The following is a 25,518-nucleotide window of genomic DNA, read 5'->3' as shown; positions in this document are numbered from 1 at the left end:
AATGGTATTGTTGATTAAAAATAAAAAATGATGGTAAACGAATTATTTGATTTAACAGGAAAAGTTGCTTTAGTAACTGGAGGAACGCATGGTATTGGAATGGCTTGTGGTAAGGTGTTGGCAAAGGCTGGTGCTAAGCTTTGTGTAAATGATATCAATGATGAAAAATTAGAAGAGTGTAAGGTAGAATATGCCAAGGATGGTATTGATGTATATACGGTTAACTTTAATGTAACCAGTGAGCAAGATGTGGATAAAGGAATCAGCCAAATAGAAAAAGAGGTGGGACCTATTGATATCTTGGTTAACAATGCCGGTATCATTAAGCGTGTACCTATTTTAGATATGCCTATCAGCGATTTTGAGCAAGTGATTGATGTTGATTTAGTGGCTCCTTTGATTGTTGCTAAAAGAATTGCTCCTGGAATGATTGAACGACGTCAAGGGAAAATAATTAACATGTGTTCTATGATGAGCGTGTACGGACGTCAGAATGTTTCTGCGTATGCGGCAGCTAAAGGAGGACTGAAATTACTAACGGAAAATATGACTTGCGAGTGGGCTAAGTACAATGTGCAAATTAATGGTATAGGACCTGGATATATTGCGACTTCTCAAACAGCTCCTATACGTGTTGGGGGTCATCCTTTCAATGACTTGGTAATGACACGTACGCCTGCAGGACGATGGGGAGAGCCTGAGGACGTGGGTAATGCATGTTTATTTCTTTCTTCAAAAGCAGCCAATTTTGTGAATGGTCATATCTTATATGTTGATGGAGGTATTTTGGCTAATTTTGGTTACGTAAAAGGCGAGAACGAAATTTAAAATATTACATGATGAAGATGTCTCTTAAGTTGAATGGTTTGATGTCGCTATTGCTCTTTGTTGGGCTATGCGGTTGTAATCAGAAGCAAATTAAAGTGAGCGTTACCAATCCTTTAGATCAGGACAGAATAATGGAAACTGTGGAGGTTGGTCTGGGGGAACTGAACGTTGATAATGGAATTGTTGTGTTAGATGAAAAGAGTGGGAAGGAAGTGCAAAGCCAATTGTTGGATATGAACCAGGATGATGTATTTGAATCGGTTATTTTTCAGACAAAAATAGGCGCATCCGAAACTAAAAATTTTGTAGTCAAAGAAGGAAAATCAACTCTTGAACCTACCGAAGTGAAGACTTTTGCTCGTTTTGTTCCGGAACGTACAGACGATTTTACTTGGGAAAATGATCGCGTGGCTTTCCGTGTTTATGGCCCTGAGGCCCAAAGAATGGTAGAGGAAGGAATAGCTGGAGGAACATTGTCTGGTGGAGTGGATTGCTGGTTGAAAAAGGTGGATTACTCTATCATTGATAAATGGTACAAAGGAAATACAGAGAAAGCGGGTTATTATCATATTGACCATGGTGAAGGGTTGGATAACTATCATGTTGGACCCAGTTGTGGATGTGGTGGAACAGGTGTAATGGTAGATGGAGAATTGTTTCCTCACTTGAATTATACTGGATATAAGGTGTTGACAAATGGTCCTATCAGAACTTCTTTTGATTTGGACTACGCACCGTATGTGGCAGGTGCAAGTACTATTCAGGAAAAGAAAAACGTGTCCATCGACTTGGGAAATAACCTGACTAAATTTGTGATTAATGTGGAGGGTACCGATACCTTAACAGCTGGTATTACTTTACATGATAATTTGGGAGAAACTTCAGTGAATGACGAAAATGGATGGGCAAACTATTGGGCACCTCATTTTGGAGAGGAACTTGGAACTGCGATTTTGGCAAGTCCTGACTATTTTGCAGGAACATCTAAGATAGTGACTGAGGAGGCAGACCGAAGTCATGTATTGGTTCATTTGAAAGTGATGGATGGAAAAGTGGAATTCTACTCTGGTTTTGCGTGGAGTGGAAGTAAGCAATTTAAGGATAAACAGCACTGGGAAGAATATTTATCGGATTTTTCTAAAAGATTGAATAATCCTTTAGTTGTTGTGGTAAACTAAATGTAATTGGTTTATAGTTTAGTTTTCTTGATTTAGAATAGGGCAGCTCCGGAGTGTTATACTCCGGAGTTTTTTTTGCCACGTTTGGTATATGTTGTTGGTGCATAAATGTTGAAGTTGGTAAACCCGGAAAATGTACTAGTAATTCTATTAGGCCTTTAAATGGCTTTAAAAGAAGTTACTTTGTTTCTTTTCTTTAGCTCACCTTAGTGGGTGTTATGCCTTATATTGCACATGACTAACCGCGAGGGTTTTAGTTCAACAAAGTGTATACGTAGGTTGTTATTAAAAAAACGAAAGCGAAAATGACACTTGAAAATAACTACATAGACATTAATAGAAACTCATGGAATAACAGAACGGAGACGCACTTGAAGTCAGAGTTTTATGACCTCGACGGTTTTTTGAAAGGAAGGAACTCTCTAAATGATATTGAATTAAACTTGCTTGGAGACATAAAAGGAAAATCAATTCTACATTTGCAATGTCATTTTGGACAAGATACTATTTCATTGAGCCGACTTGGTGCAAATGTAACAGGTATTGACTTATCAGATAAGGCTATTGAAAGTGCAGAACAAATTGCAAAGGACACCAATTCCAGTGCAAGGTTCATTTGTTGCGACATCTACAATCTACCAAACTATTTAGATGAAAAGTTCGATGTTGTTTTTACAAGTTATGGTACAATAGGTTGGCTTCCTGATTTAGATAAGTGGGCTAAAATTATTTCAAGGTTTTTAAAGCCAAACGGACAATTTGTATTTGTTGAGTTTCATCCTGTTGTATGGATGTTTGATGACAATTTTGAGAAAATCGCTTACAGGTATTTTAACTCAGGTGCAATTTTGGAAATAGAGAGCGGAACTTACGCAGATAAAACAGCAAAAATATCACAGCAATATGTTATGTGGAATCACGCATTGAGTGAAGTACTGAATAGTTTATTGAAGAATGGACTAGAAATAAGATCTGTGGACGAGTTTGATTATTCGCCTTATAATTGTTTCAATAAGACCGTAGAATTTGAACAAGGGAAATACAGAATAGAACATTTAGATAATAAAATTCCAATGGTGTATTCGATTAATGCAAAAAGGAAAAATAAATTTAAACACATTAATTCTACTTTAACAGATTTATTGCTTTGAATAACAGAGGTCTATGTCACGCTGTCGCTTTTCATGTCGCTGCTGCAGTTTTTCCAGCATCCGTTCATCGGTCATTTCACGATAAAATTTGTATACCATAAAATCCATAATGTCTCTTGCCGACAACAATGGGACTTCGTCTTGATTCAATAGTTTTTCTTTCAGCATAAAGCTGCCCACCATTAAGTTGAGGGCTACTTGGTGATGCCATGACAGCCATTTGCGGGTTTGGAACTGATCCAAGCCTACTATCTGTTTTTGCTCTTTGAAGCTATGCTCAATGAAAAAGCGTTGTGCCTGCATGTATGCCAGCGCCTGATGCGTGTATTGAGCAAGTTCTGCGTTAGTGAACGAATATTTTATTTCTACTCCCTGCTTTGTCTTTCTTTTCGAAATGACCAGCAACCGTTTCTCAACAATGTTCTGAACCTTATCCCAAATGTAAACTGTCTTAAAATGGAACAATCCCTTCAGCTTTCCCTTGGCAGAATCACGAATGTCAAGCTTTTTCCAGTCCTTGTTTGTAAGCGTTTCTATATATTCGTTAGCGTTTACCGATGGGGTGCTTGCCTTCGGCCTTTTGGGTGGGCGCCCACGATTGCTCTTTCGCTCTGGAATATGTAGTTCTGGTTTTTCAAGGTGGATTTTTTGATCGCTATGAATGTCAAGCATGTACACCAAACCCATATCCTCAACCGAACGGGTAAACGCAAGGTCATTGCCATAAAGTCCATCCCCCCCAACGTAATCGAACTCGATACCCATTTCCAGTTGGTGCTTCACAATATCTGTAGCCAGCTCCGGTTTTGTCTTGAAAACCCTGTCCTCTTTGGGGATGCCAGCAGTTTCACACCTGGCGTTGTTAGTACACCATGACCTTGGAAGGTACAGTCTCGTGTCGACCAACGCTGCATATTTGTCCGTGCACAAGCAACCAAAAACTGCAACCTGCGAGTTTGCAGTCTTCCCAACGTTCCCGCAATACTGGTGATCAACACCAATGCTTTTGTCACCTTTTTTCACCCATCCGCTTTCGTCTATGAGTAATCCTTTTAATTTTTGGTTTGGGAGTGATTGGTCTACCTGATTTGCTATTTGGTCGATGACAGCTCTTGCATCCCAATTGGATTCGGTGATAAAATGCTGCATCTTATGGTAGTCTGCGTTTAATGTCTCAGTGATGCGTTCGATGTTTTTCAAATCGCTTAAAGCTAGACCTTCGACGTATTGAGTAGCTTTGTCGAAGTTGGATTTTGTTCTATTTTTAAAATGGTGCTGAAATTCAGATAAATACACTTCAAGTCGGTTGTTGACCGCTAGCAGTGTTTTACCATTATTCGTATATTTTTTTAAGTTTTTCGCCCGTTACCCATTGCAAACTTGAGTTTTGTTCTTTGTTTCAATTGCAATATACTAATTTACTGTTTATTACGAAAGAAAAACAATACTAAATTATCGTTTTTTCAGTGATCATTTTAATCTGTTAAAGTAGAATTAAATAATTAGAGTAAAACTCCGTTTAAAATTAACCAGACAAAAGAACTTGTAATAAAGGTATTTTATTTGCCAGTAATTTTCAATCAAGAGTGGGGGAGAAGGTTGGAAGAGGGAGCTTTAAATGTATACTGCTTTTGGCTGTTTATGAGAAACGATGTTTAAAGGGTGGTTAATATAGTAAATTCTTAGACTAAGCGTCTTGGATGATTGAATTATTCCTTATAATTTAGCAAAAGTTAATACACAGGGGGTTAGGGTTGGTTTTTGCTGAGTAACCTTCTTTTTGTCAATAGGGATGAATGGTATAAATCACAAGGTAATGGATTATACGGGGTTGTTGTTTGATTGTCCACTAAAAGAACAGACATGTGACTGTGCATTTAGTGAGATAAGGAAGCTTGATCTGAAGGAGAGGTTTGAGCTATGGAAAAGTTTGTCGGAGAATGAGAGAAATAATTTGATTAGCCGTCATCATATATGTATCTACGAAAGGGAGCAAACTAATTTTGCAGAGGTAAAGCCAGCGCCTTTTGCGAAACACCCGAAGTAGTCTTTCTATATTAGTATATATTGCAGCATTAAATACTACACTTTAACCTTTGTTAATAAACAATTTAATGATTATTCCGTATTATTAAGAACCTTCGTTGAATAAGAAGTTTTTGATAGGAGATGAGGGGGTAATTGGTTAATGTTGGTATGAAGATAACGATATCGGTTTTTTGGGGGCTTGCAGTTTTTATTGCAATAGTTGACTTATTGGGTTTCTGGGTGTGGAAAAGGGAGCGAGAGGAGTATAGTGGTAAGCTGTATTGGTGGTTAGGTGTTGTGTTGCTCGGCGCAGTTCCTGTATTGGAAATGTTCATTTATTTATTTTTTTCTCTTCAAATACGTTCGGCTGATGTATCACAATTTTATTTGTGGTTTATGGTGGTAAATATTGTGTTTGCAATGATTTATGTGCCCAAAGTATTCTTCTTATTTTATTATTTCGTGTTTTTATTGTCTTCAAGGATCATTCAAACGGTCAAGAATAAAAGATATTCCAAAGAACAAACAACCATCAGATATCCTAAAATAAGCAGAAATAAATTTTTAAGCCAGCTAGGAATTATATTTGCGACGGCGCCCTTTGTTTCGTTGTTATTTGGTATGCATAAAGGACGTTTTAATTTTTTTACGCGTCATCAACATTTAAATTTTCCCAATCTTCCATCTGCCTTTGATGGATTTAAGGTTATTCAGATATCAGATATTCATCTAGGATCTTTTGCTAGTAATTACCATAAGTTGGAAGGTATTGTGGACCTTATTAATAACGAACGAGCCGATGTTATTTTTTTTACGGGTGATTTGGTGAATAACTTCTATGAAGAAACATTGGGGTGGGAAAAGGTGTTTGGTCAATTGAAAGCTAAATACGGTAAGTTTTCAATTTTGGGTAATCACGATTATGGAGATTATAGTGATTGGGACAATCCAAAAGAGAAGGAAAAGAATTTTGAAGGTATTATCAGTGCTCATGAAAAATTTGGATTTAGGTTATTAAGAGACCAATCGCTTGCGCTGAATATTGAAGGGGAGGAGATCGTTGTTACAGGAGTGGAAAATTGGGGACATGATCCCTTTCCACGCTATGGTGATTTGAAAAAGGCGATGAAAGGAACTGAAAATTACCCTTTTAAAGTATTGTTGTCACATGATCCGGACCACTGGGATGCGGAGGTGATCGATCAAACAGATTTTGATTTGATGTTGGCCGGACATACGCATGGAATGCAGTTTGGTATCGATTGGAAGGGATTCAAATGGAGTCCTGCCAAATATAAATTTAAGCGGTGGGACGGCCTTTATCAGCATAAAAAGCAATATTTATATGTGAATCGGGGTTTGGGCTTTTTGGGTATGCCGGCACGTATTGGTATGCCGCCAGAGATTACCGTGATCCATCTAGGGAAGGGGGCCAATAGTAGCGAACCTATGTAGTTAGGTGCAAGAAAAGGACTGTTTTTCAGTCTTTGATAAGAAAGCTTCAAAGACAAGGCTTTCGATAATTTTCATTCAATGAGTGATTCTCATTTAAATACACAACTATCAGTAAAAAGACTGCGGGGATAGCCAGAACAATAGGAAAAAAGAAAGTAGCTTAAAACATAAGTTAGTAACTTTACTTAATTTCGCGATGTTTATTATGGTAAATATGCTAGCCGCAATAAAGGCTACTAATTTAAGTGAAAAAATAAAACCATATTTCATGGCATTTCCTGCAGCATCTCCATGATAACCAGCTATGTTAAAGTAAAAGATTAAAATGAAGGAGTTCGATTAATTTCTACGTAGTTAATATATGTATGTTAAGATTACCTTTCAATGCATTGTGTGTCAGTAGTAAATATAAATGAAGCGCCATCAATAGTCTATTTGCATGATTTCACGATTTTGGATATTTATCGAATATCACCTACATGCTTTTTGTCGAATAGTACCTATAACGTACAGTAATTTTTTTAAAGTAAAAGACTGTTAGGCTTAGTAAAGTGTGCACGTTTGAAAGCCCTTTCGAATTGAAAATCATAAGCACACAAAGGTATTTAACTACGGCGAATAAAACTTCATGTGCCCTTTGATGAAAGGGGTGCTGTTAGTTTACTTATTATTGTTACTTTTATGGTTGATGTTATTGAGTAAGCCATCAGACTTTACTCTACGCACCGATTTTGAACAGAATGCATGTAAATCAGTAAATGCCGTATAAAAATCGCTATAAATTGAGGACTTGATAAATATTTCTACCTCAAAAATTAAGTTTTAAGAAGGAAATTGGAAAAAGAATAAAAGAAAGAAGATAAAAAAAATTTTTTTTCAGGATGATGTAGCGGAACAAGCAAAAGTTAATTTGAGAACAATTCAGCGAATAGAAAATAATGAAACTACACTAAGAAGAAAAATTTGTAACTTAGTATTTGAAGTTTTAGATATTGAAGTTAATGAGGTGTTAGTAGCATAATGGATTTATACCAAAATAAATATAGAATACCATCAACCAGATTACAAAATTGGGATTATGGTTGGAATGCCCTTTATTTTGTAACTATTTGCACCGCAAACAGAGAATGTTTTTTCGGAAAAATTCGTGACGGAAAAATGATTACATCCAAAATTGGGGAATTGGCACAAAAATATTGGTTTGAAATACCGGAACATTTTCCATTTGTAAAATTGGATGAATTTGTGGTTATGCCCAATCATATTCACGGAATAATTGAAATTGCCAAAACCAATGATGAACGGGGAAATGTAACAGGACGTGATGACGACGGTAGAGACGCAAAATTTTGCGTCTCTACGCCGTCCCCCCAACCGCCGTCCCCCCAACCGCCGTCCCCATCACGATTATCATCCCCATCATCCCCAAAAAATAAATTTGGGCCACAATCACAAAATTTGGCATCTATAATTCGTGGATATAAAATAGGGGTAACCAAATTGGCAAAAATGATTGATTACAATTGGGGATGGCAACCCCGTTATTACGACCATATCATCCGTGATGATATATCGTACCAACGAATAAAAAACTATATTAAAAACAATCCCAAAAAATGGAATGAAGATAAATTTCACACATAAAAAATGCGCAGACGCAAAATTTTGCGTCTCATTTGAAAATGATAGGGACAAAATTATAATGAATTGAACAAGGTATGAATGGCGTAATGAAAGAAGATTGGATTGAATGTGAATTGGGAGATTTGCTGAACTACGAGCAACCAACAAAAAATAGTAGTTAAAAGCTCTGTTTTAACAGTTGGTAAATTTTTTTTTATTAAAGCTTAAACAAATGAATAAAAAAATTATTAGAAAAATTTTGGGAGCATTGAGTTTTACTTCAGTTATGTTTGTGTTTCAGGCTTGTTACGGGACGCCTCAAGACTATGGACTTGATGTTCGTTTAGAGGGAAAGGTGAAATCAGCTAAAACAGGTTTGCCAATAAAAGGGATTCAAGTTTCAGTAAACGAAGAATACCAATATACTGTAACTGATGATAGCGGATTTTATTCTTTCTACGTTCCATTTTTAGATAGTCTAACTGTTAGCTTCAAGGACATTGACTCATTAGAGAATGGAAGTTATTTGCCAAAGGACACCATTTTAAATGCAAGGGAAGAAGAGATGGTATTGAATATTAGTTTAAATGAAGAATAATGTTTAATGCGCTTAAAAATCTCACATTCAGCGTGTATAAAAAAGTAGAAACTTCTTTGCACGAACTGAACTATCTTTTTTGGGAATGCACTACGCGATGTAATCTTAACTGCTTGCATTGTGGTAGTGATTGTTCTAAAAACAGTCAGTTTCAGGATATGCCTTTAACCGATTTATTATCAGCACTGGATACTATAGATAAACCAGCATCAAAACTTTTAGTAGTAATAACAGGCGGAGAACCTCTTGTTCGTAAAGATTTAGAGGAATGTGGAATGGCAATTCGTAAAAAAGGTTTTCGGTGGTCTATTGTTTCCAATGGATATCTTTATACCAAAGAACGACACGTTTCGTTATTAAATGCAGGTATGGGTGCTTTAACAATGAGTTTAGATGGTCTTAACAATACTCATAATTGGCTACGAAATAATCATAAAAGTTTTGAGAGAGTATCAAATGCTATTGATTTAGCTCAAAGCGCTACTCGTCTTAATTTTGACATTGTTACGTGTGTTCATAAACGAAATTTGAATGAATTGCCCGAATTAATGAAATTTCTCATTTCGAAAGGAGTAAAATCTTGGCGATTATTTACGATAATTCCAATTGGTAGAGCTGTTCACAATCAAGAATTACATTTAAGTAATAATGAATTTGTGCAATTAATGGAATTTATAAAATCAGCTCGTAGAGAAAATGCGCTTGATGTAAAATTTAGTTGTGAAGGCTATGTTGGTAAATATGAAAATAGCGTAAGAGATACACCCTTCTTTTGTAGAGCTGGTATAAATATTGGTTCTGTATTAATAGATGGATCTATATCAGCTTGTCCAAATATTGACAGATCATTTACACAAGGAAATATCTATAAAGACAACTTTTCGGAAGTTTGGGAAAATAAATTCCATAAATTTCGAAATAGAAATTGGACAAAGGCTGGACAGTGTAAAAATTGTAAGGATTATAATAAGTGTCAAGGAAATGGACTTCATAATTGGCACGGTGACAAAGAAAATGTACTTGTTTGTCACAATATGAAACAAATCAGGGGAACAGATTCATGCATAGGAAAATGATTCATTTGGGCAGAACCCATATGGCCATTGAAAATTTAATTGTAATCATGATAATAAAAGAAACGAAATATGAATGGACTAGCGTAGATGGTTTGGCAATGAGATTATTACCTGGTTTTTGAGCGTTCAAAGCCTTTTGTCATGCAGTTAAACCGCGTACGGTAGCCTCTGCGCTCAAATTTGCGAGGGGATAGGTGGAGTAATCTGCTATTCTAGCTCGATTGTATGTAATGCGTGAAAAGCAGTAATGGAAATTGGGAAAAGCGAATTTAAAGAAAAAATGGACAGAAATCTGAATCAAATTAAAATGGAAATTTACGACAAATGTTCTCTTAATATTTCGGATTTCAAAGCTGAACCTGAAAGTAAAGAATACAATGCTTGTCAATTTCAACTGAACGGACTAAATATTAGGAGTAGAAATGCAAAAATAACTCCCAAAAAAATCGGACAATTTGTGACATTTTGGAAACGAAATGGAAACGGACTGATTGAGCCATTTAACGAAAATGACCGGATTGACTTCTATACTGTGAATGTGCGGAATGAAAATGAATTTGGACAATTTGTCTTTCCCAAATCTGTACTGATTAAACAAGGAATTATATCAACAGAAAAGAAAGAAGGCAAACGAGGGTTTCGGGTTTATCCGAAATGGGATAATGTGAAGAATAAGCAAGCTGAGCGGACTCAAAAATGGCAACTAAAATATTTCTATGTAATAAGTAGTTCGACAGATTTGCAGAAAGTGGATGATTTATATAATAGGAAATAAATAAATTTCCAGTTTCCATCTGTTGCAAGTGTGCTTGTGGGACTTACTTTTTGATTAGTTGTACCAATTTTATTCATTGACCTAACAAACAGAGGTTCCGACAATGAAAAGCAGACAATAATCTTACTAATATTTGCAGGATTAGTATTGATTTTAATAATATTTAAAACATCAGACATGGGATTTTTTAATAAACTATTCGGAAAAGCAAATGAAGAACTCTATCGGTAAGCCGTATGAGGGAATTGGAAATCATGAGCATTTATGATATTTGTCTACGGCGAATAAAACTTCATGTACGGTTTGATGAAGGGGACGCTGGTAGTTTACTTATTATTGTTACTTTTACTCACCGTAAAAGGGTAAGCTATCAGGCTCTACTCTACTAGCCAATCAAAAAAAACGAAATGTCAATAACAAAAGAATCTGAATTAATCGGAATGAAGAAAATTAGTGAAGTGGTTGGAACTACACTAAAATTAATGCGAGAATATGCTAAAGTTGGAATGTCAACTAAAGAACTTGATGAATATGGAGGTGAAATTTTAGAGAGTTATGGAGCTAAATCTGCACCTTATGAGACTTATGGATTTCCTGGTTATTCTTGTATAAGTATAAACAAAGAAGCGGCACACGGAATACCATCAAATAAAAAAATATTGAAAGAAGGAGATTTAATTAATATTGATGTTTCTGCCGAACTTAACGGATTTTGGTCTGACAATGGTGGCTCTTTTGTTCTTGGAAAGGACATTCATAATCACCAACCTCTTGTAGATGCTTCTAAAAATATTTTACGTAAAGCTATAGACAATATCAAAGGTGGAGTGAAAATTTCCGAAATAGGATATTTAATAGAAACTGAAGCAAAAAAGTCAGGGTTTAAAGTTATTAAAAATCTGGCTGGTCATGGAGTTGGTAGGAGTTTACACGAAGAGCCTGAAAATATTTTAAATTACAGAGTTAAAAGTAACAAAGAAAGATTCAAAAAGAACACAACAGTTGCAATAGAAACTTTTATTTCAACAAATTCAACTGTTGCTGTAGAATTGAATGACGGTTGGACTTTAGTCGGAAATAAAGGTGGATATGTAACCCAACACGAACAAACAATACTTGTAACTGATAAATATCCTGTGATTTTAACAGAATCGAATGAAATTTGGAATTAAATAACTGGCTACAGTATATTTATTAGAGTATATGAGTGTTCGGCACGACCTAGCGATTTCTCTAGGTTGAACCGTAAATATGCGGTAAAAGATCAGCCAAGTTTAAATCATAATTACTGTTGAATAGCCTCGTCTCAGAAAAGCCTTTTTTTATGGCCATTTCAATGCTCATGACGAAGCTCTGATACATCATTGGGGTTGGTTGGATAATCCTGCTTAGGTAGTGATCTATTGTTTTAGACTTTTTGATGAGTTGTTAAACTGTTGATTTAAAAGGTGTAGAGTTTAGAGTGTGAGCTGGTGTGGTTTATTTTTTTAATCTATAGAGCATATTTAATTAAAAAAAGTAGTTACAATTAAAAACACTGCTAGTCAGCAATAAATCAAATTTGCGACAAGTGTCTTCAAGCCCATTCTGCCCAAACACACGGACAGAGGGGTGTAGGGAACATGAGAATAACGCAGTGGTTGGTGTTTTCTTGCAAAGGTTAAGCAACTAATAACATATATTAAAATCACATATAATTAGAAGAATAATGAAAAGACTAAGAGATCTAACTGATGCTAAAATTGCCTTTGGAAGAAAAAAAAATCCCGAATTTATGAAAGGCGTTGATGAAGTCATCAAAGAAGCAAAAGTTTTTCAAAAAGGAAAAAATGCTATTAAAATAGGTGATAAAGCACCAAATTTTGAATTACCCAATCCATTAGGGAAACCAATAGAATTATTCAAATTATTAAGTGTAGGTCCGGTAGTTATTACATTCTATCGTGGCAGTTGGTGTCCGTATTGCAATTTACAGTTACGTGCTTTGCAAGATAAATTAAAAGATATTCATCAGCTAGGAGCCACGTTGGTTGCCATAAGTCCTGAAGTACCTGATGCATCGATGACAAAAAAGGAAATGGATGAAATGGAATTTATTGTGTTGTCTGACCAAGACGCTAAAGTAGCTACGCAATATGGAGTTGCCTGGACAGTTCCAGAATTTTTATTGGAACATATGCGAATAGACCGCAACCTTGATTTAACAAAAATAAATAACGGAAACAGCACTGTTTTACCAATTCCGGCGACTTTTATATTGGGTTCTGACGGCCTAGTCAAATGGAATTATGTGAATGTTGATTATAGAACTCGTTCTGAACCTGATGAGATAATAGAAGCTCTGAAAAATATATCTAAGTAGACTATCTCTAATAAATGCGGATCTGCGAAGTATGCCGATGATGCAGAGTTACACTGCAAGAGCATGGTAAAGAGAGATTATGTATCGCGTAATCTCGAAGAACAAAAGCAAGCATGTGGTCAGGAACTACATCTCGAAAAGATAAAGAAATACCTTACTTGTTTTTATTCCAGTTCGTATATTCTGCCGGAATAGGCTTGTATTTTAAAACCAGCACCGTTGGTGATGGCAACTTCCTGAGGGAAGCTTATTTTGTTTTTTTTGCTTAGTATATCGAAGCCCCGAAAAAACTTTTGACTCTCTACGCCCATAGTAAAAAAAGCATGGGCAGGGATTTTAACTCTGCCTTCAAATTTGCTGTCAGAAAAATTGACGATAATTAGTAGTATTTTCTTGTTGTAATACCTTAAAAAGGCATAAAGTTTAGAGCTGTCAAAAGCATTGTTATCTTCATTGGACCACATTAAATCGTAAAACTCACCTTGTCTGATGACATCGTGTTTTAAAATGATATTTAAAAAGTTCTGGTACCAGTTTCTTAGCTCAAGTGTCTCTTGCGTAAGTAGGGCGCCATCAAAATTACCATCGTTCACCCAATCTTGGAATACTTGAATCCCCCAGTAATCAAATATGGATGTTCTTCCGTCCTGACCACTATATCCCTCATTATCCATACCATCCACACCCAATTCTTGTCCAAAATAAAGCATAAGTGGGTTGGAGTAAATAGCTCCGGAGACGACCATGGCTGGAATTGCTTTTTTTGCATCTCCGGCAAAGAATGGGGAGGCAATACGTTGTTCGTCATGGTTTTCTAAAAAGAACAGCATGTGTTGATGTATGCCGTTGAGCACGTCCCATGTTTTGGTGATAGCTGAGGGGCGTTGCTGTCCTTGAATAATTGCCTTGAGTGTGTCGTACATACCCACTTTGTCATATAAATAGTCAAAGCCACCATAAGTAATGTATTGGCGGTATAATTCTGGATTGTATACCTCTGCGATGAAAACTATATGAGGATATTTATCTTTGACCTTGGGAATGACCCAGTTCCAGAATTCCACAGGAACCATCTCTGCCATATCGCATCGAAAGCCATCTATTTTTTTTGCAGACCAATACAATAGTATATCCAGCATTTTGTGCCAGGTATCTGGTATGGGATCAAAGTGTTTTTCGCCATGATTAAAAATGTCGATTCCATAGTTGAGTTTTACCGTTTCGTACCAATCGTTGATTCCAGGTTTGGCAGATATGCAGTCATTACCAGTTACTTTGGCTGGCTTTTCTACAAAGTATTGACCGCTTCGGGCAGTCACTGGGCCGTTAAATTGCTCTCCGGGTAGATAATAGAAGTTATTGTTGCTATCAAAGTGAACGTTTATATTGTCACCTTCACCAAAAGATTTGCTGTCTGTTGGTTGAGCGTCAGACACATAGTTCCGGGCCAGGTGATTAGGTACAAAGTCAATAATCACTTTTAGCATTTCCTGATGGCTTCTGTTTACCAACTCTTCAAATTCCAGTATGCGGTTATTAACATCAACTGCTAGATCCGGATTTACATCGTAGTAATCTTTGATGGCGTAAGGCGATCCCGCTTTTCCTTTTACTACCTCATGGTAGTCTAGGGCTATGTTATATTGGCTATAGTTGGTGGTGATGGCATGTTCAATGATACCAGTATACCAAATATGTGTGGTTCCAAGCTTTTTGATCTCTTGTAATGCCTTGGATGTAAAATCATTCATCTTGCCACAGCCATTATCTTCAATGCTTCCATTTTCTTTACAGGTGCGGTTTGTGTTTCCAAAAATTCGAGTGAGTGCTTGGTATATGACTATCTTATTCATGCGTTTATAAGTTTTATTGGCAGCATGAAACTTTCAAGAAAATTTTAATAATTCTCCAGCGTGAAAAATTGAATAATTAAAACTTTACATGATCGTTTCATAAGGTTGGTTTATTTAATCCTGATGGATGTATTATTTAAAGATTCATAATCCGTTAGTAAAAATACATTTTTTAATGCATTGTTGTGTTTTATTTTTGATTGAACACACTAAATTTGGCGTTGGTTGACTGGAGTAACTATGTTTAACCCGGATTTGGAATTAATGTTTTTTTGTTATTTGTATAATGGATATATTGCGTTGTAAGCGCAAAACCGAGAAGCTTAAAATTGACAAGATGTATATTTGTAAAAAGTTGTTTTTTCTCATAGTCCTATGTTTACTTCCCTTTTTATTGAGGTCGCAATATTATTCTTCAGGTGCAGATCCTTCGGGTATTCGGTGGTGTCGAATTGAAACGGATAACTTTAATGTGGTGTTTCCCCGAGAGTATAGTGTAAGAGGGCAGTATGTGGCTAAGTTATTAGAAGAAGTATATAAATACGGAACGAACTCATTAAAACATAAACCTAGAAAGATAGATGTACTGGTGCATAGTGAAACGGCCTATTCCAATGGATTTGTAAGTTGGGCACCTAAGCGAATGGAGCTGTATAATAATCCCAACCAGCATATGTATGCCCAGGATTGGCTTCAGCAATTGACATTGCATGAGTTTAGACATGTGGTGCAGCTGGATAAGCTGAACAATGGTTTTACAAAAATGCTGTCGTATATACTAGGAGAGCAGGCCGTGGGGGCCGTGTTGGGCTTGTATGTGCCTATGTGGTTTTTGGAGGGGGATGCTGTTGCAACAGAAACTGCCTTGTCACAGTCGGGAAGAGGACGCTCGCCATGGTTTGAGCAGGGAATAAGGGCGCAGGTGATGGATAAAGGGCTTTTTTCATATGAGAAGGCTATGTTTGGTTCTTACAAGGATTATGTGCCTAACCACTATGAGATGGGATACCAGCTGGTGGCAGGAGCACGGGGTAAATATGGAAGTGATATTTGGGAGAAAGCGATGTACAATACAGCTCGAAATCCATTATCTATTACTCCTTTTAATCAAGGACAGAAGAAGGTGAGTGGATTGAATAAGGTGGATTTATACAAAAATACCTTTCTGGATTTACAACAAAAGTGGGAGCGGCAGAATGAGCAGACGAACAAAACCCTGTTTGAGGCGATTACACCCGTGTCTATGGATTATTTAAATTACAAATATCCAGTACGGATGGATGAGGGTAGTTATGTAGCTGCTCTTTCAGGTCCCGGGGTGCTTAGTAGTTTTGTGCGTGTTAGTAACGATGGAGAAGTGACAAAATTGTTTGTGCCGGGCAGTCGTAATGATGAGCCTTTTTCATATGCCAGTCAAACACTGTGTTGGGCAGAACTGGAACCGGATACTCGTTGGGAAAACCGGATGTTCTCAGTTATTAAGTGTTACCATTTGCCCAGTGGAAAGTTGAGCAAAATCACCCATAAATCGCGTTTGTTTTCTCCTACATTAAGTCCGGATGGACAGGAAATTGCTGCTGTTAGTGTTGATCATCAGAATAATTACAGATTGGTGGTTTTGGATAGAAACACTGGGAAGATACAGAAAAGCTACCAGTACGGCCATAATAATTATCTGTTTACTCCATCCTGGAATAAGGAGGGCACTAAAATTGTTTGTGTGGCCTTGTCGGATAAGGGAAAGGAGATAGCTCTATTGGATATGGAGCAAGAGAAGTGGTTAAGGATGACTGAACCTACAATGGTGGATATATCCTTACCTAAGTGGGGATTGGATCAAGAAATATTATTTACCGCAGGCTATGGAGGAACAGAGGAAATTTATGGTGTGAGAGACCATGAGATAACACAGCGTACACAATCAGAATATGGAGCCAATGGAGCTATTGTGGATGGGAATATCTTGGTTTATTCTCATTACACAGCCAGTGGATATCAGTTGGTGCGAGCCATAGTAAACGAAGATTCAAATAAGACATTAGATGAGGTCGAAGACTATTCCGTAAAATTATACCGCGAAATAGCAAATCAGGAAATAGCTTATCCTGATTTTTCTGCGGTGGATACGATTTCTGACTATGCGGTAAAGAAATATTCCAAATGGAATATTTTTCACATACATAGCTGGGCGCCGGGGTTCGTAAATGTCAAAGAAGGAGAGTTAGGCATGGGTGCTTCGGCTTTATCTCAGAATTTATTAGGTACCGCTAGCACTGTAATGGGCTATCGCGCCGACTCGCAAAAAAGCCTGGAAAAATATTATTTTAATTTTAGGTATCAAGGATGGTATCCTGTTTTTGATCTGGAGCTGAAGCATGGTGATGATAGAATCAGGTATGATTCGGACCTTCTTTATGTCAGTAGTACCGATACTTTTTCATACAGTGCCAATGAAAAAATAGTTCAGACAGAGCTTAACCTGGATGTTTCTTTGCCCCTTAACTTAACACGTGGCAAGTATTATACCTATTTACAACCTCAGATAGAATATGGTATGGTGCAGCGTGAAGGTTATGATGTGGCATTGACAACTTATACACAAAATAACAGAGGTAGGCTGGTAGAGAAGGAAACGAATATAAGGACGGTTTCAGAGTTGAACTATCAGACCTTGGAGTATTCACTGTATTTTCACCGTCTGTTACGCCAGTCGGAACGAGATGTGGCAAGTAGATGGGGACAGATAGTAGAGATAATGTATCAAAGTACTCCCTGGGGTAATATAGATGCCGGTAGCATTCTTGGCTTGTATTCCAGATCGTATGTACCAGGCTTTATGAAGCATCATTCCGTTAGGATTGACCATGCTTACCAGTATAAAACAATGGGGGATGAATATGAGAATGATGGATTAATAGGGCATCAGACCCTGGGGAATTATTTTACTACTCCCCGTGGATATGATACCCGACCCAATGATCGTATGTATTCACTGAAGGGGGATTATATTTTTCCGCTTTGCAATCCTGATTTGAATTTACCGGGCGTATTTTACCTCAAAAGGGTGACCGCTAACTTGTTTTATGACTATTCCCGTACATATCAGGAATTTAAATATACTTCGGGAGAGATAATAAAAGCCAAGCGTAATTATAGTTCCAGCGGATTTGAACTAAGGGGAGAAATACATGCTTTTAGGTTTCTGTTTCCGCTAACACTTGGATACCGCTACGCCCGTCTTATTGAACAAAAGCAACATAAGCATGAATTGTTGATGGGGATTAATATTTCCGGATTTTCAATAGGAAAATAAAATCTCTTGACATAGAAACGTGGGGTTCATCCCGAATTATTATATTTGTAGGCTGTTAAAAAAAATGATAAGCAATGATTGATTTTTCACAAGCTACCATCGACAAAATGGTGGTACACCAAGTGGGTTGCAGAGCAGAGGCAGAACCTATGCGCTTTTCAAAAGACTTGATGCATCTGCAGGACGATGAAATTGTTTCGGATGTATTACTGAACTATTTCTTCAAGCCATTTAAGGATGATGCTTATTATAATTTCTTTCATCCCGAAGATATTCGCAATAACCCGGTTTATTCCACAAGCCAAATGTTGTTTGAAGATGCTTCAAAGTTCTACGACTCATCTGTCCATTTGGCTGAGTATTTGTATGAGAACTCCAATCACCCCAAAATCCGGGGCGGTGAATTTTACATGGCTATGTTTAGTAATGTAGTGGTGGATGGAGAGTTGGTGAATGCCATAGGTATCTTTAAATCGGAAAATAAAGAAATCTTTTTGAAGGTTTACCTGAAAGACCAGAATTTTGAGCTAGGCACACAGGAGGGAATTAATATCAAGAAACTGGATAAAGGATGTTTGATCTTTAATACAGAACAGGAACAAGGTTATAAGATTTGCTCAATTGACAATATTAACAAAGGTAACGAAGCCCGCTTTTGGGTAGATGACTTTCTGGGACTTCAACCTCGGGAGGATAATTATTATTTTACCCGCAACTATATGGAGATGTGCCGAGGTTTTGTGGATGATGTGTATAATAAAGATAATGAGGTGGCTCGTGCCGATCAGATTGATATGCTGAACAAATCTATGGAGTTTTTTAATAGCAAAGATAATTTTAATGAGGCTAATTTTGAACATGAGGTGATTGGTCAGCCTGAAGTGATAGAGGCTTTTAAAGATTATAAAGAAAGTTATCAGCAAGAATCGAGTGTACCTTTAAAGGAGGAGTTTGATATATCAAAAAGTGCCGTTAAAGGCCAAAAAAGTACATTTAAATCCATTTTGAAGTTGGATAAAAATTTTCATGTGTACATTCATGGACGCAGAGATTATGTGGAACGAGGGTATGACCAAAATAAAGGACTGAATTACTATACCCTCTATTACGAAATAGAAAGCTAGGATTGATAAATAAGAAAGGAAACAAAGCGTGGAAAAGGACGATCAATCGGAGCTGCTGAAATATTGTATTGCGCATTATATACCCTTTGCTATTTATAACTTACCCCATTCAGGTGAGGATGTTTTAGTGATATCCAAGAAAGTGATAGAAAAGGATTTGAATGATGTTTTTTCAAATGACGATACCTTTGTTATTGCTCCATTTTCGTTGCAGCAATCAAAAATAATATGTTTGAACATAGATCTTCAAATTACTTCTTCTAAGGTAAATAAGAGCGTTTGGGATGAAATAAAGCAGATTAGTGCTTGCCCTGAAACGAATAGTGTGGATTCTTTTTATGCCGATTATGTCGATTATACCCATCAGTTTTCTCGTTTGTATGAGTATATTGAATCGGGTGCAATTTCAAAAGCTATTTTATCCAGAATAAAGCGGTATAGTGCATTGGATAGAGAGAAGGCTTCAGCGTTTTATGATACCTTGAGTCAGACATACCCGGGAGCCTATACTTTTATGTTTTATACGCCACAAACTGGATTGTGGACCGGAGCGAGTCCTGAGATACTTTTTAAGGCAGAACAAGGACAGGGGACCACGGTTGCCCTTGCCGGTACTAGAAAAGATAATGGTCAAGTAAATCGTAATTGGGACAAAAAGGAAATGGATGAACAGCAGATTGTTACCGATTTTGTAACAGGTGTTTTGTCTAAATATGGAATTGAGAATGCCCAGGTCAAAGGACCCGAGACTATTGTGGCCGGAAAGATGTCACATCTAAAAACGCAATATGCTTTTCCCACAGATTCGTTGACGACTAGGATGGGCGCTTTTATTAATGACTTACATCCTACACCGGCAGTATGTGGATTGCCCAAAGCTCTATCCATGAAAGTGATTCATGAGGTTGAACAACATGAACGTTCTTTTTATGCCGGTTTCGTGGGGAGAATACAGGCTCATGATATCAAGTTGTTTGTTAATATAAGAAGTATGAAGTTTGTGCAGGATGGTGTAGATTTATATTTGGGAGGAGGAATTACATCCGGTTCAGAAGTAAAAAAAGAATGGCAGGAGACGGAGCTAAAAGCAGAAACGATGTTAAACGTTATCCGTAAGGTGAACGAAGTGTAAATGTGTAATTTTTATATTCCAGGATCATGCTTTTGTAGTGAAGGTGATAGGCCATATTATTAAGATAAGAGATGACAAAAACAATATCAGATAAATCAATAGTACAAATATTAGTACAACAATGTGTAAAGCTAGGATTAAAAGAATTGGTGATCTCTCCGGGATCACGTAATGCTCCGCTTATTATTTCCTTTCATGCAATGGATGAAATAAAGTGTTATACCGTTGTTGATGAACGGAGTGCTGGTTTTTTTGCCCTGGGAATGGCCCAACAGCTTAGACGTCCGGTTGCCTTGGCATGTACAAGTGGTTCGGCTGTGTTAAATTATGCACCTGCAATAGCTGAAGCTTTTTACCAGGAGTTACCCTTGGTGGTATTAACGGCTGATAGACCACCCGAATGGGTTGGACAGGCGGACGGGCAAACTATCAATCAATCTTCGGTTTTTGCTAATTTTATTAAATATGGAGTGGATTTGCCAGTTAGTGCAGATCATCCCGATGATCAGTGGTATGCAGAGCGGTGTATTGCAGAGGCTTTTCATAAATCCAATCATCCGGTAATGGGGCCTGTTCATATTAATATTCCCTTGAGGGAGCCATTGTATGGGCGTACATCTGCCACGAACTTAAAGAGAGCAGCTTTTCGAAACTTAATGCCAGATGCAGTGCTGTCAGAAAATCAGTTGATTGGTCTGGCAGAGCAGTGGAATAAGGCAGAGTCGGTAATGTTATTAACTGGGGTGCTTCCTCCCAATGAGGAGTTGAATAAAGTATTAAATAGACTAGCGGAAAATGCAAATACAGTTGTGCTTACCGAAACTACTTCTAATTTAAAGGGAGAAAAGTTTGTTGGGTGTATTGATCGGCAGATATTTAGTATAAATGAATATGAAACGGCACTGTTTAAGCCATCAATGCTTATTACTTTTGGTGGACAAATAGTGAGTAAGCAAATAAAAAATATACTAAGAGAGAATCCCCCCAAAACGCATTGGCACATTGCTTTAAATGACCATGTCATTGATACTTTTCAGCATTTAAGTCTTTCCGTTAAAATGATGCCGTTGAACTTTTTTATGCAAATTGCTGATAGGGTTGATAATAAGAAAAGCCGGTATCAGGAAATGTGGCACCAAAGACGAGAAAAGAACAGAAAGGCGCACCTTACGTATGTGGATGAGGTGCAGTGGAGTGATCTTAAAGCCTTGTCTCATATATTTTGTCAATTACCCCAGGATACGGATTTGCAATTGGCCAATAGCACTCCTGTGCGATATGCCCAGCTTTTTCAGGATGAGATCAAAGTAAATACCTTTGCCAATAGAGGAACTAGTGGAATTGATGGTTGTGTCAGTACGGCCGTTGGAGCTGCATTTGTTCAGCGTAAACCAACCATGTTGATTACAGGAGATTTGTCTTTTTTCTATGATTCCAATGCTTTGTGGAATAAATATCTAAAGCCTAATTTCAAAATTGTTGTGATGAATAATGGTGGAGGTGGCATATTTAGGTTTATACCGGGACCTTCAGAAACAGAAGAGCTGGAGGAGTTTTTTGAGGCGAAGCATCACCAGTCGGCCGAATATTTGGCCCGGGCCTATGGTTTAAAATATCTTTCTTGTGCCAGTGAAGAAGAATTGAGTGTTGTATATCAGGAGTTTGTAGAAGAAAATGAACAAGCTACTTTGTTAGAGGTTTTTACTTCTGGAGAGAAGAATGGAAAAATATTAAGGAAATATTTTAAGAGTCTACAATCTAATTCTTAATAAGAAGTATTGTAGTCTGCTGAGAGAAAATAAAATATATATCACCTAAATCTATCATCAACTATCTAAAATAAATAGAATATGAGCAAATATAGTTGGGAAACCATAAAAGAGTATACCGACATTAAATTTGATTTTTTTGAAGGGATAGCCAAAGTAACCATAAACCGTCCGGAAGTATACAACGCCTTTCGTCCGGAAACGAACATGGAGATGTTGGATGCCTTTGAAATATGCCGTGAGCGTCAGGATATTAATGTAGTGGTATTAACCGGAACTGGCGATAAAGCATTCTGTTCTGGTGGAGATCAAAAAGTAAAAGGAATAGGGGGATATATTGATCAGGAAGGTGTTCCTCGTTTAAATGTATTGGATCTGCATAAAAAAATTCGTTCGCTACCTAAACCTGTTATCGCCATGGTTAATGGTTATGCTATTGGAGGCGGGCATGTGTTACATGTGGTGTGCGACCTGACGATTGCATCTGAGAATGCTCGCTTTGGACAAACAGGACCAAAGGTGGGGAGTTTTGATGCCGGTTTTGGTTCGTCTTACTTGGCGCGTCAGGTAGGACAAAAGAAAGCACGTGAGATATGGTTCTTATGTGAACAATATACGGCTGAGGAAGCTGAAAAAATGGGTATGGTAAATAAGGTGGTGCCCTTTGATATGTTAGAAGAAACTACTGTTCAGTGGTGTAGAACCATCATGAAGCGTAGTCCCTTGGCATTGAGGATGATTAAGCGAGGATTAAATGCTGAGCTGGACGGACAGCACGGCATCATGGAGATGGCAGGTGATGCTACTTTGATGTATTATCTGATGGAGGAAGCGCAAGAGGGTAAAAATGCCTTTTTAGAGAAGAGAGATCCGGATTTTGGACAGTTTCCTAAATTTCCGTAAATATAACATGGATATACGATAGAAGTAATACATTCTCTTCCTTCAAGTGGGGAGGAGAATGTTATCATTAAAATGTTGGTGGTTTTGTGGTGTGTTTGTAAATGGGGATGTCCGATGGGTTGATATCAGCTTGTCTTATTGGATAGACAGGTGTTGTGATTGCTTTATTCAATCTAAAAAATGCACCGGAAAATCTATTACACGTTGAAATGGCTTCAAAAGACTTAGTGCTGAATCCATATGGAGGGCTTGATCGTGCACATTATATAGCAGAAATGGGGCGTTTTAATTTTCTCTTCATGTATTGTTTTGAGTTGCTTCAAAGTGTTTGTGGGGCTGAATAACGAATAGCCAAATTCCAGTGTAGTGGCATCCTGAATTTTATACTTTAAATGAAAATCAAGCTCTTGACCAAGTCGTTTGTTTATCTTTTTGTGAATATTATTGTGCATATGGGTTGCCAGTAGAAAGTAATGATAATGAAGTGAGATATTTGTTTTTTTGTCCGTATTATAGGTCGCTCTTGCCAATATGTCCTGCAGTCCTTGCTGTGGTGTTGTACTGAAGTAGTCCATATATCCATACCAACCATGTCTGCGACCGTATAAAAGGTCGAACTGCTGATTGGTTGATGTGGAGCTGTTATCACCTGAAATTAAATCATAGCCTATACCTAGTATTGTTTTCCTGGTTATTTTATGGGCTGCATATGCCGAAACACAAAAGGCCGAGAGAGGGTTTGCATGATTGTTTAGCTTATGTTGGTAATAGGCCGATAGGCGTATGTTTCTTTGTGGGTTTTTGTATTTCATATTTGCGCCATATGTTGCTCTATAGTAAACCTGCTCTGTTGTGTCTGTCAGCGTGTTTCCGGTTATGACTGCAATGCCCGATAACGATAGCGCGTCTGCATTATGTTTGTAGTGAATGAAACTGTAAGTTTTGAATAGCTTTGCGGGGTAGGTCTGGTCACTTTTGTGATTCGCATTATAACTAAATGCTAGGTGTACTCTGTGTTGGTTCTTTTTATATTCAGCAAGGACGGCATCGTATGTGACCTGATAATTGTTCCAATTTCTGGCAGACAAAATTCGTTGGTCATCGTAGGAAAAAATTTGCCTTCCTACTTTTAAAGATAAAGATTTCATAAGTGTAAGTTTTACCCAGCCTTGATGTAAACATAGGCTTTGAGTGTTTCCGTAACTACCGTTGCTACTGAAGTTGTCATCATCACCCCATATTCTTATATCTTGTATGGATAAGTAAGTCTGAATTTTTGTATTAATAAACAGGGTGTTAAATCTGGTTCGTTGCGTTGAGTAGAAGGTGGTACTGTGGTTTTTCATTTGGGGCGATTGGTATCCATGGTCCAGAATGATTCGGGAACGGAACTCAGCACTTAATTGTAATTTATTTGTTTGGGCCGACAGGAGTATGGGCAAAACAAATATCTCTCCGAAAAATAGTAGTTTTAACAGTCGCATGTAGGTGTTTGTATTTGTGTTTGTTTATTTAGCTAGTTTCCATCCACCATATATTCTTTTAGTTGTTTGGATTGGGGAATGTTAAATACTTTTTCAGGATGACCATGTTCTATGATTTTACCATCTGACATAAATACCACATTATCAGCTAGGCGTATTGCTTGTCGCAATACATGAGTTACAAGGACAATGGTGTAATGCTTTTTTAGTTTCCTAAATAGCTCTTCTATTGTTTTGCTCGAAATAGGATCAAGTGCAGAGGTGGGTTCATCTGCTAAGATAATTCGCGGTTTTACCGCCAAACCGCGTGCCAGACATAAACGTTGTTGCTGTCCAATGGAAAGACTAGTAGGCGAACAGTTAAGTCTGTCTTTTACTTCTTCCCATAGGCCCACTTCTTTTAGGTGTTTTTCAATGTAATAGTCTATCAGTTTTTTGTCCCGGATACCTTTGAGTTTAATTCCGTAGGCTACATTCTTGTATATGGACATGGGCAGCGGGTAGGGGCGTTGACCCAATAATCCCATTTTTTGGCGAATAGAAGGAACATTCTTGTTGGTATTTAAGATGTCATCTTTTTCTATAAAAATATGCCCCATTACTTTTAGTTCTTTATTGATGTCTGTTAGTTTGTTCATGCTTTTGAGTAGTGTTGTTTTTCCACAGCCGGAAGGTCCAAGTAGCACTGTTATTTTATTCTTAGGTATTTTTAGATTTATATTTTTTAGTATATGGTGATCAGCAGCCCATACATTCAAGTTTTTTATTTGAAGTATTGAATCACTTTCGGGGAAAGTATTTCCACTGTTGATTAGAGTTTTTTGATCTAGATTCATCATTTCTTCTTTAATCGTGTAAGTAGTCAT

19 protein-coding genes are annotated in these 25,518 nt (G+C 37.3%); 15 read left to right on the top strand and 4 right to left on the bottom strand.

From position 1 onward, the window contains the following. The first annotated feature begins 27 nt into the window (after positions 1-27). The 3 genes from CYTFE_RS0112190 to CYTFE_RS26310 all read left to right on the top strand — a co-directional run bounded on the left by CYTFE_RS0112190 (position 28) and on the right by CYTFE_RS26310 (position 3,157). Positions 28-828: a gluconate 5-dehydrogenase gene (locus CYTFE_RS0112190; RefSeq protein WP_211238167.1), complete on the top strand. Its 801-nt coding sequence runs from the start codon at positions 28-30 to the stop codon at positions 826-828. Between the two features lie 8 nt (positions 829-836). Next, complete coding sequence (locus tag CYTFE_RS0112185; RefSeq protein WP_081735978.1) at positions 837-2,006, top strand: DUF4861 domain-containing protein; 1,170 nt, start codon at positions 837-839, stop codon at positions 2,004-2,006. A gap of 305 nt (positions 2,007-2,311) precedes the next feature. After that, entirely contained in the window at positions 2,312-3,157 is an 846-nt protein-coding gene (locus CYTFE_RS26310) for a class I SAM-dependent methyltransferase (protein WP_044262785.1), read from the top strand. On the opposite strand, the gene CYTFE_RS0112175 is transcribed toward CYTFE_RS26310, so the two are convergent. Continuing rightward, entirely contained in the window at positions 3,146-4,453 is a 1,308-nt protein-coding gene (locus tag CYTFE_RS0112175; RefSeq protein WP_027470370.1) for an IS701 family transposase, read from the bottom strand. The two genes, CYTFE_RS26310 and CYTFE_RS0112175, sit on opposite strands and share 12 nt — an antisense overlap. Before the next feature lie 900 nt (positions 4,454-5,353). Between CYTFE_RS0112175 and CYTFE_RS0112165 the strand changes: the two genes are divergently transcribed. The 7 genes from CYTFE_RS0112165 (at position 5,354) to CYTFE_RS0112130 (ending at position 13,074) form a co-directional block, all read left to right on the top strand. After that, positions 5,354-6,640 (top strand): metallophosphoesterase, encoded by a 1,287-nt coding sequence (locus tag CYTFE_RS0112165; protein ID WP_044212593.1) that lies wholly within the window; start codon positions 5,354-5,356, stop codon positions 6,638-6,640. A 1,158-nt stretch (positions 6,641-7,798) separates the two neighbouring features. Then, the gene (locus CYTFE_RS0112160) at positions 7,799-8,284 is read left to right on the top strand and encodes a transposase (RefSeq protein ID WP_235208107.1); all 486 of its coding nucleotides are present in this window, start codon (positions 7,799-7,801) and stop codon (positions 8,282-8,284) included. Between the two features lie 211 nt (positions 8,285-8,495). Then, positions 8,496-8,861: a peptidase associated/transthyretin-like domain-containing protein gene (locus CYTFE_RS0112155; RefSeq protein WP_027472011.1), complete on the top strand. Its 366-nt coding sequence runs from the start codon at positions 8,496-8,498 to the stop codon at positions 8,859-8,861. Continuing rightward, entirely contained in the window at positions 8,861-9,937 is a 1,077-nt protein-coding gene (locus CYTFE_RS0112150) for a TIGR04133 family radical SAM/SPASM protein (protein ID WP_027472010.1), read from the top strand. Before CYTFE_RS0112155 ends, CYTFE_RS0112150 begins: the two co-directional genes overlap by 1 nt. A 247-nt stretch (positions 9,938-10,184) precedes the next feature. Beyond that, on the top strand, positions 10,185-10,712 hold the full coding sequence (locus CYTFE_RS0112140; protein WP_211238166.1) for a MepB family protein: 528 nt from the start codon (positions 10,185-10,187) through the stop codon (positions 10,710-10,712). Between the two features lie 407 nt (positions 10,713-11,119). Continuing rightward, entirely contained in the window at positions 11,120-11,884 is a 765-nt protein-coding gene (gene map, locus CYTFE_RS0112135) for a type I methionyl aminopeptidase (RefSeq protein WP_027472008.1), read from the top strand. A gap of 536 nt (positions 11,885-12,420) precedes the next feature. Then, positions 12,421-13,074 carry a peroxiredoxin-like family protein gene (locus CYTFE_RS0112130; protein WP_027472007.1) on the top strand — a complete coding sequence of 218 codons (654 nt, stop codon included), beginning with the start codon at positions 12,421-12,423 and terminating at the stop codon, positions 13,072-13,074. Positions 13,075-13,238: 164 nt separating this feature from the next. On the opposite strand, the gene CYTFE_RS0112125 is transcribed toward CYTFE_RS0112130, so the two are convergent. Continuing rightward, the gene (locus tag CYTFE_RS0112125) at positions 13,239-14,927 is read right to left on the bottom strand and encodes an alpha-amylase family protein (protein WP_027472006.1); all 1,689 of its coding nucleotides are present in this window, start codon (positions 14,925-14,927) and stop codon (positions 13,239-13,241) included. Positions 14,928-15,264: 337 nt separating this feature from the next. On the opposite strand from CYTFE_RS0112125, the gene CYTFE_RS0112120 reads away from it, so the two are divergent. The 5 genes from CYTFE_RS0112120 (at position 15,265) to menB (ending at position 23,168) form a co-directional block, all read left to right on the top strand. Beyond that, the gene (locus CYTFE_RS0112120) at positions 15,265-18,240 is read left to right on the top strand and encodes a TolB family protein (protein WP_152541723.1); all 2,976 of its coding nucleotides are present in this window, start codon (positions 15,265-15,267) and stop codon (positions 18,238-18,240) included. 74 nt (positions 18,241-18,314) lie between these two features. Further along, a complete protein-coding gene (locus tag CYTFE_RS0112115) occupies positions 18,315-19,364 on the top strand; it encodes a nucleoid-associated protein (protein ID WP_027472004.1) in 1,050 nt (349 codons plus the stop codon). Positions 19,365-19,392: 28 nt separating this feature from the next. Next, complete coding sequence (locus CYTFE_RS26305; RefSeq protein ID WP_052343170.1) at positions 19,393-20,496, top strand: chorismate-binding protein; 1,104 nt, start codon at positions 19,393-19,395, stop codon at positions 20,494-20,496. Positions 20,497-20,567: 71 nt separating this feature from the next. After that, positions 20,568-22,265 (top strand): 2-succinyl-5-enolpyruvyl-6-hydroxy-3-cyclohexene-1-carboxylic-acid synthase, encoded by a 1,698-nt coding sequence (gene menD / locus CYTFE_RS0112105; RefSeq protein WP_027472003.1) that lies wholly within the window; start codon positions 20,568-20,570, stop codon positions 22,263-22,265. Positions 22,266-22,346: 81 nt separating this feature from the next. Then, positions 22,347-23,168 (top strand): 1,4-dihydroxy-2-naphthoyl-CoA synthase, encoded by an 822-nt coding sequence (menB, locus tag CYTFE_RS0112100; protein ID WP_027472002.1) that lies wholly within the window; start codon positions 22,347-22,349, stop codon positions 23,166-23,168. 224 nt (positions 23,169-23,392) lie between these two features. On the opposite strand, the gene CYTFE_RS0112095 is transcribed toward menB, so the two are convergent. Both CYTFE_RS0112095 and CYTFE_RS26300 read right to left on the bottom strand, forming a co-directional pair. Next, a complete protein-coding gene (locus tag CYTFE_RS0112095; protein ID WP_027472001.1) occupies positions 23,393-24,652 on the bottom strand; it encodes an alginate export family protein in 1,260 nt (419 codons plus the stop codon). Between the two features lie 32 nt (positions 24,653-24,684). After that, complete coding sequence (locus CYTFE_RS26300; protein ID WP_235208108.1) at positions 24,685-25,518, bottom strand: phosphate ABC transporter ATP-binding protein; 834 nt, start codon at positions 25,516-25,518, stop codon at positions 24,685-24,687.

It is taken from the genome of Saccharicrinis fermentans DSM 9555 = JCM 21142, assembly GCF_000517085.1.
Lineage (GTDB): Bacteria > Bacteroidota > Bacteroidia > Bacteroidales > Marinilabiliaceae > Saccharicrinis > Saccharicrinis fermentans.
This window is presented reverse-complemented; position numbering and strand designations above follow the sequence as displayed.

Bases quoted from the DNA above. Each gene is read 5' to 3' on its own strand.
- menD (WP_027472003.1), top strand. From the start codon at position 20,568: ATGACAAAAACAATATCAGATAAATCAATAGTACAAATATTAGTACAA.
- CYTFE_RS0112185 (WP_081735978.1), top strand. From the start codon at position 837: ATGATGAAGATGTCTCTTAAGTTGAATGGTTTGATGTCGCTATTGCTC.
- CYTFE_RS0112150 (WP_027472010.1), top strand. From the start codon at position 8,861: ATGTTTAATGCGCTTAAAAATCTCACATTCAGCGTGTATAAAAAAGTA.
- CYTFE_RS0112140 (WP_211238166.1), top strand. From the start codon at position 10,185: ATGGAAATTGGGAAAAGCGAATTTAAAGAAAAAATGGACAGAAATCTG.
- CYTFE_RS0112120 (WP_152541723.1), top strand. From the start codon at position 15,265: ATGTATATTTGTAAAAAGTTGTTTTTTCTCATAGTCCTATGTTTACTT.
- map (WP_027472008.1), top strand. From the start codon at position 11,120: ATGTCAATAACAAAAGAATCTGAATTAATCGGAATGAAGAAAATTAGT.
- CYTFE_RS26310 (WP_044262785.1), top strand. From the start codon at position 2,312: ATGACACTTGAAAATAACTACATAGACATTAATAGAAACTCATGGAAT.
- menB (WP_027472002.1), top strand. From the start codon at position 22,347: ATGAGCAAATATAGTTGGGAAACCATAAAAGAGTATACCGACATTAAA.
- CYTFE_RS0112115 (WP_027472004.1), top strand. From the start codon at position 18,315: ATGATTGATTTTTCACAAGCTACCATCGACAAAATGGTGGTACACCAA.
- CYTFE_RS0112125 (WP_027472006.1), bottom strand. From the start codon at position 14,927: ATGAATAAGATAGTCATATACCAAGCACTCACTCGAATTTTTGGAAAC.
- CYTFE_RS0112155 (WP_027472011.1), top strand. From the start codon at position 8,496: ATGAATAAAAAAATTATTAGAAAAATTTTGGGAGCATTGAGTTTTACT.
- CYTFE_RS0112160 (WP_235208107.1), top strand. From the start codon at position 7,799: ATGATTACATCCAAAATTGGGGAATTGGCACAAAAATATTGGTTTGAA.
- CYTFE_RS0112190 (WP_211238167.1), top strand. From the start codon at position 28: ATGATGGTAAACGAATTATTTGATTTAACAGGAAAAGTTGCTTTAGTA.
- CYTFE_RS0112095 (WP_027472001.1), bottom strand. From the start codon at position 24,652: ATGCGACTGTTAAAACTACTATTTTTCGGAGAGATATTTGTTTTGCCC.
- CYTFE_RS26300 (WP_235208108.1), bottom strand. From the start codon at position 25,518: ATGACTACTTACACGATTAAAGAAGAAATGATGAATCTAGATCAAAAA.
- CYTFE_RS0112130 (WP_027472007.1), top strand. From the start codon at position 12,421: ATGAAAAGACTAAGAGATCTAACTGATGCTAAAATTGCCTTTGGAAGA.
- CYTFE_RS0112165 (WP_044212593.1), top strand. From the start codon at position 5,354: ATGAAGATAACGATATCGGTTTTTTGGGGGCTTGCAGTTTTTATTGCA.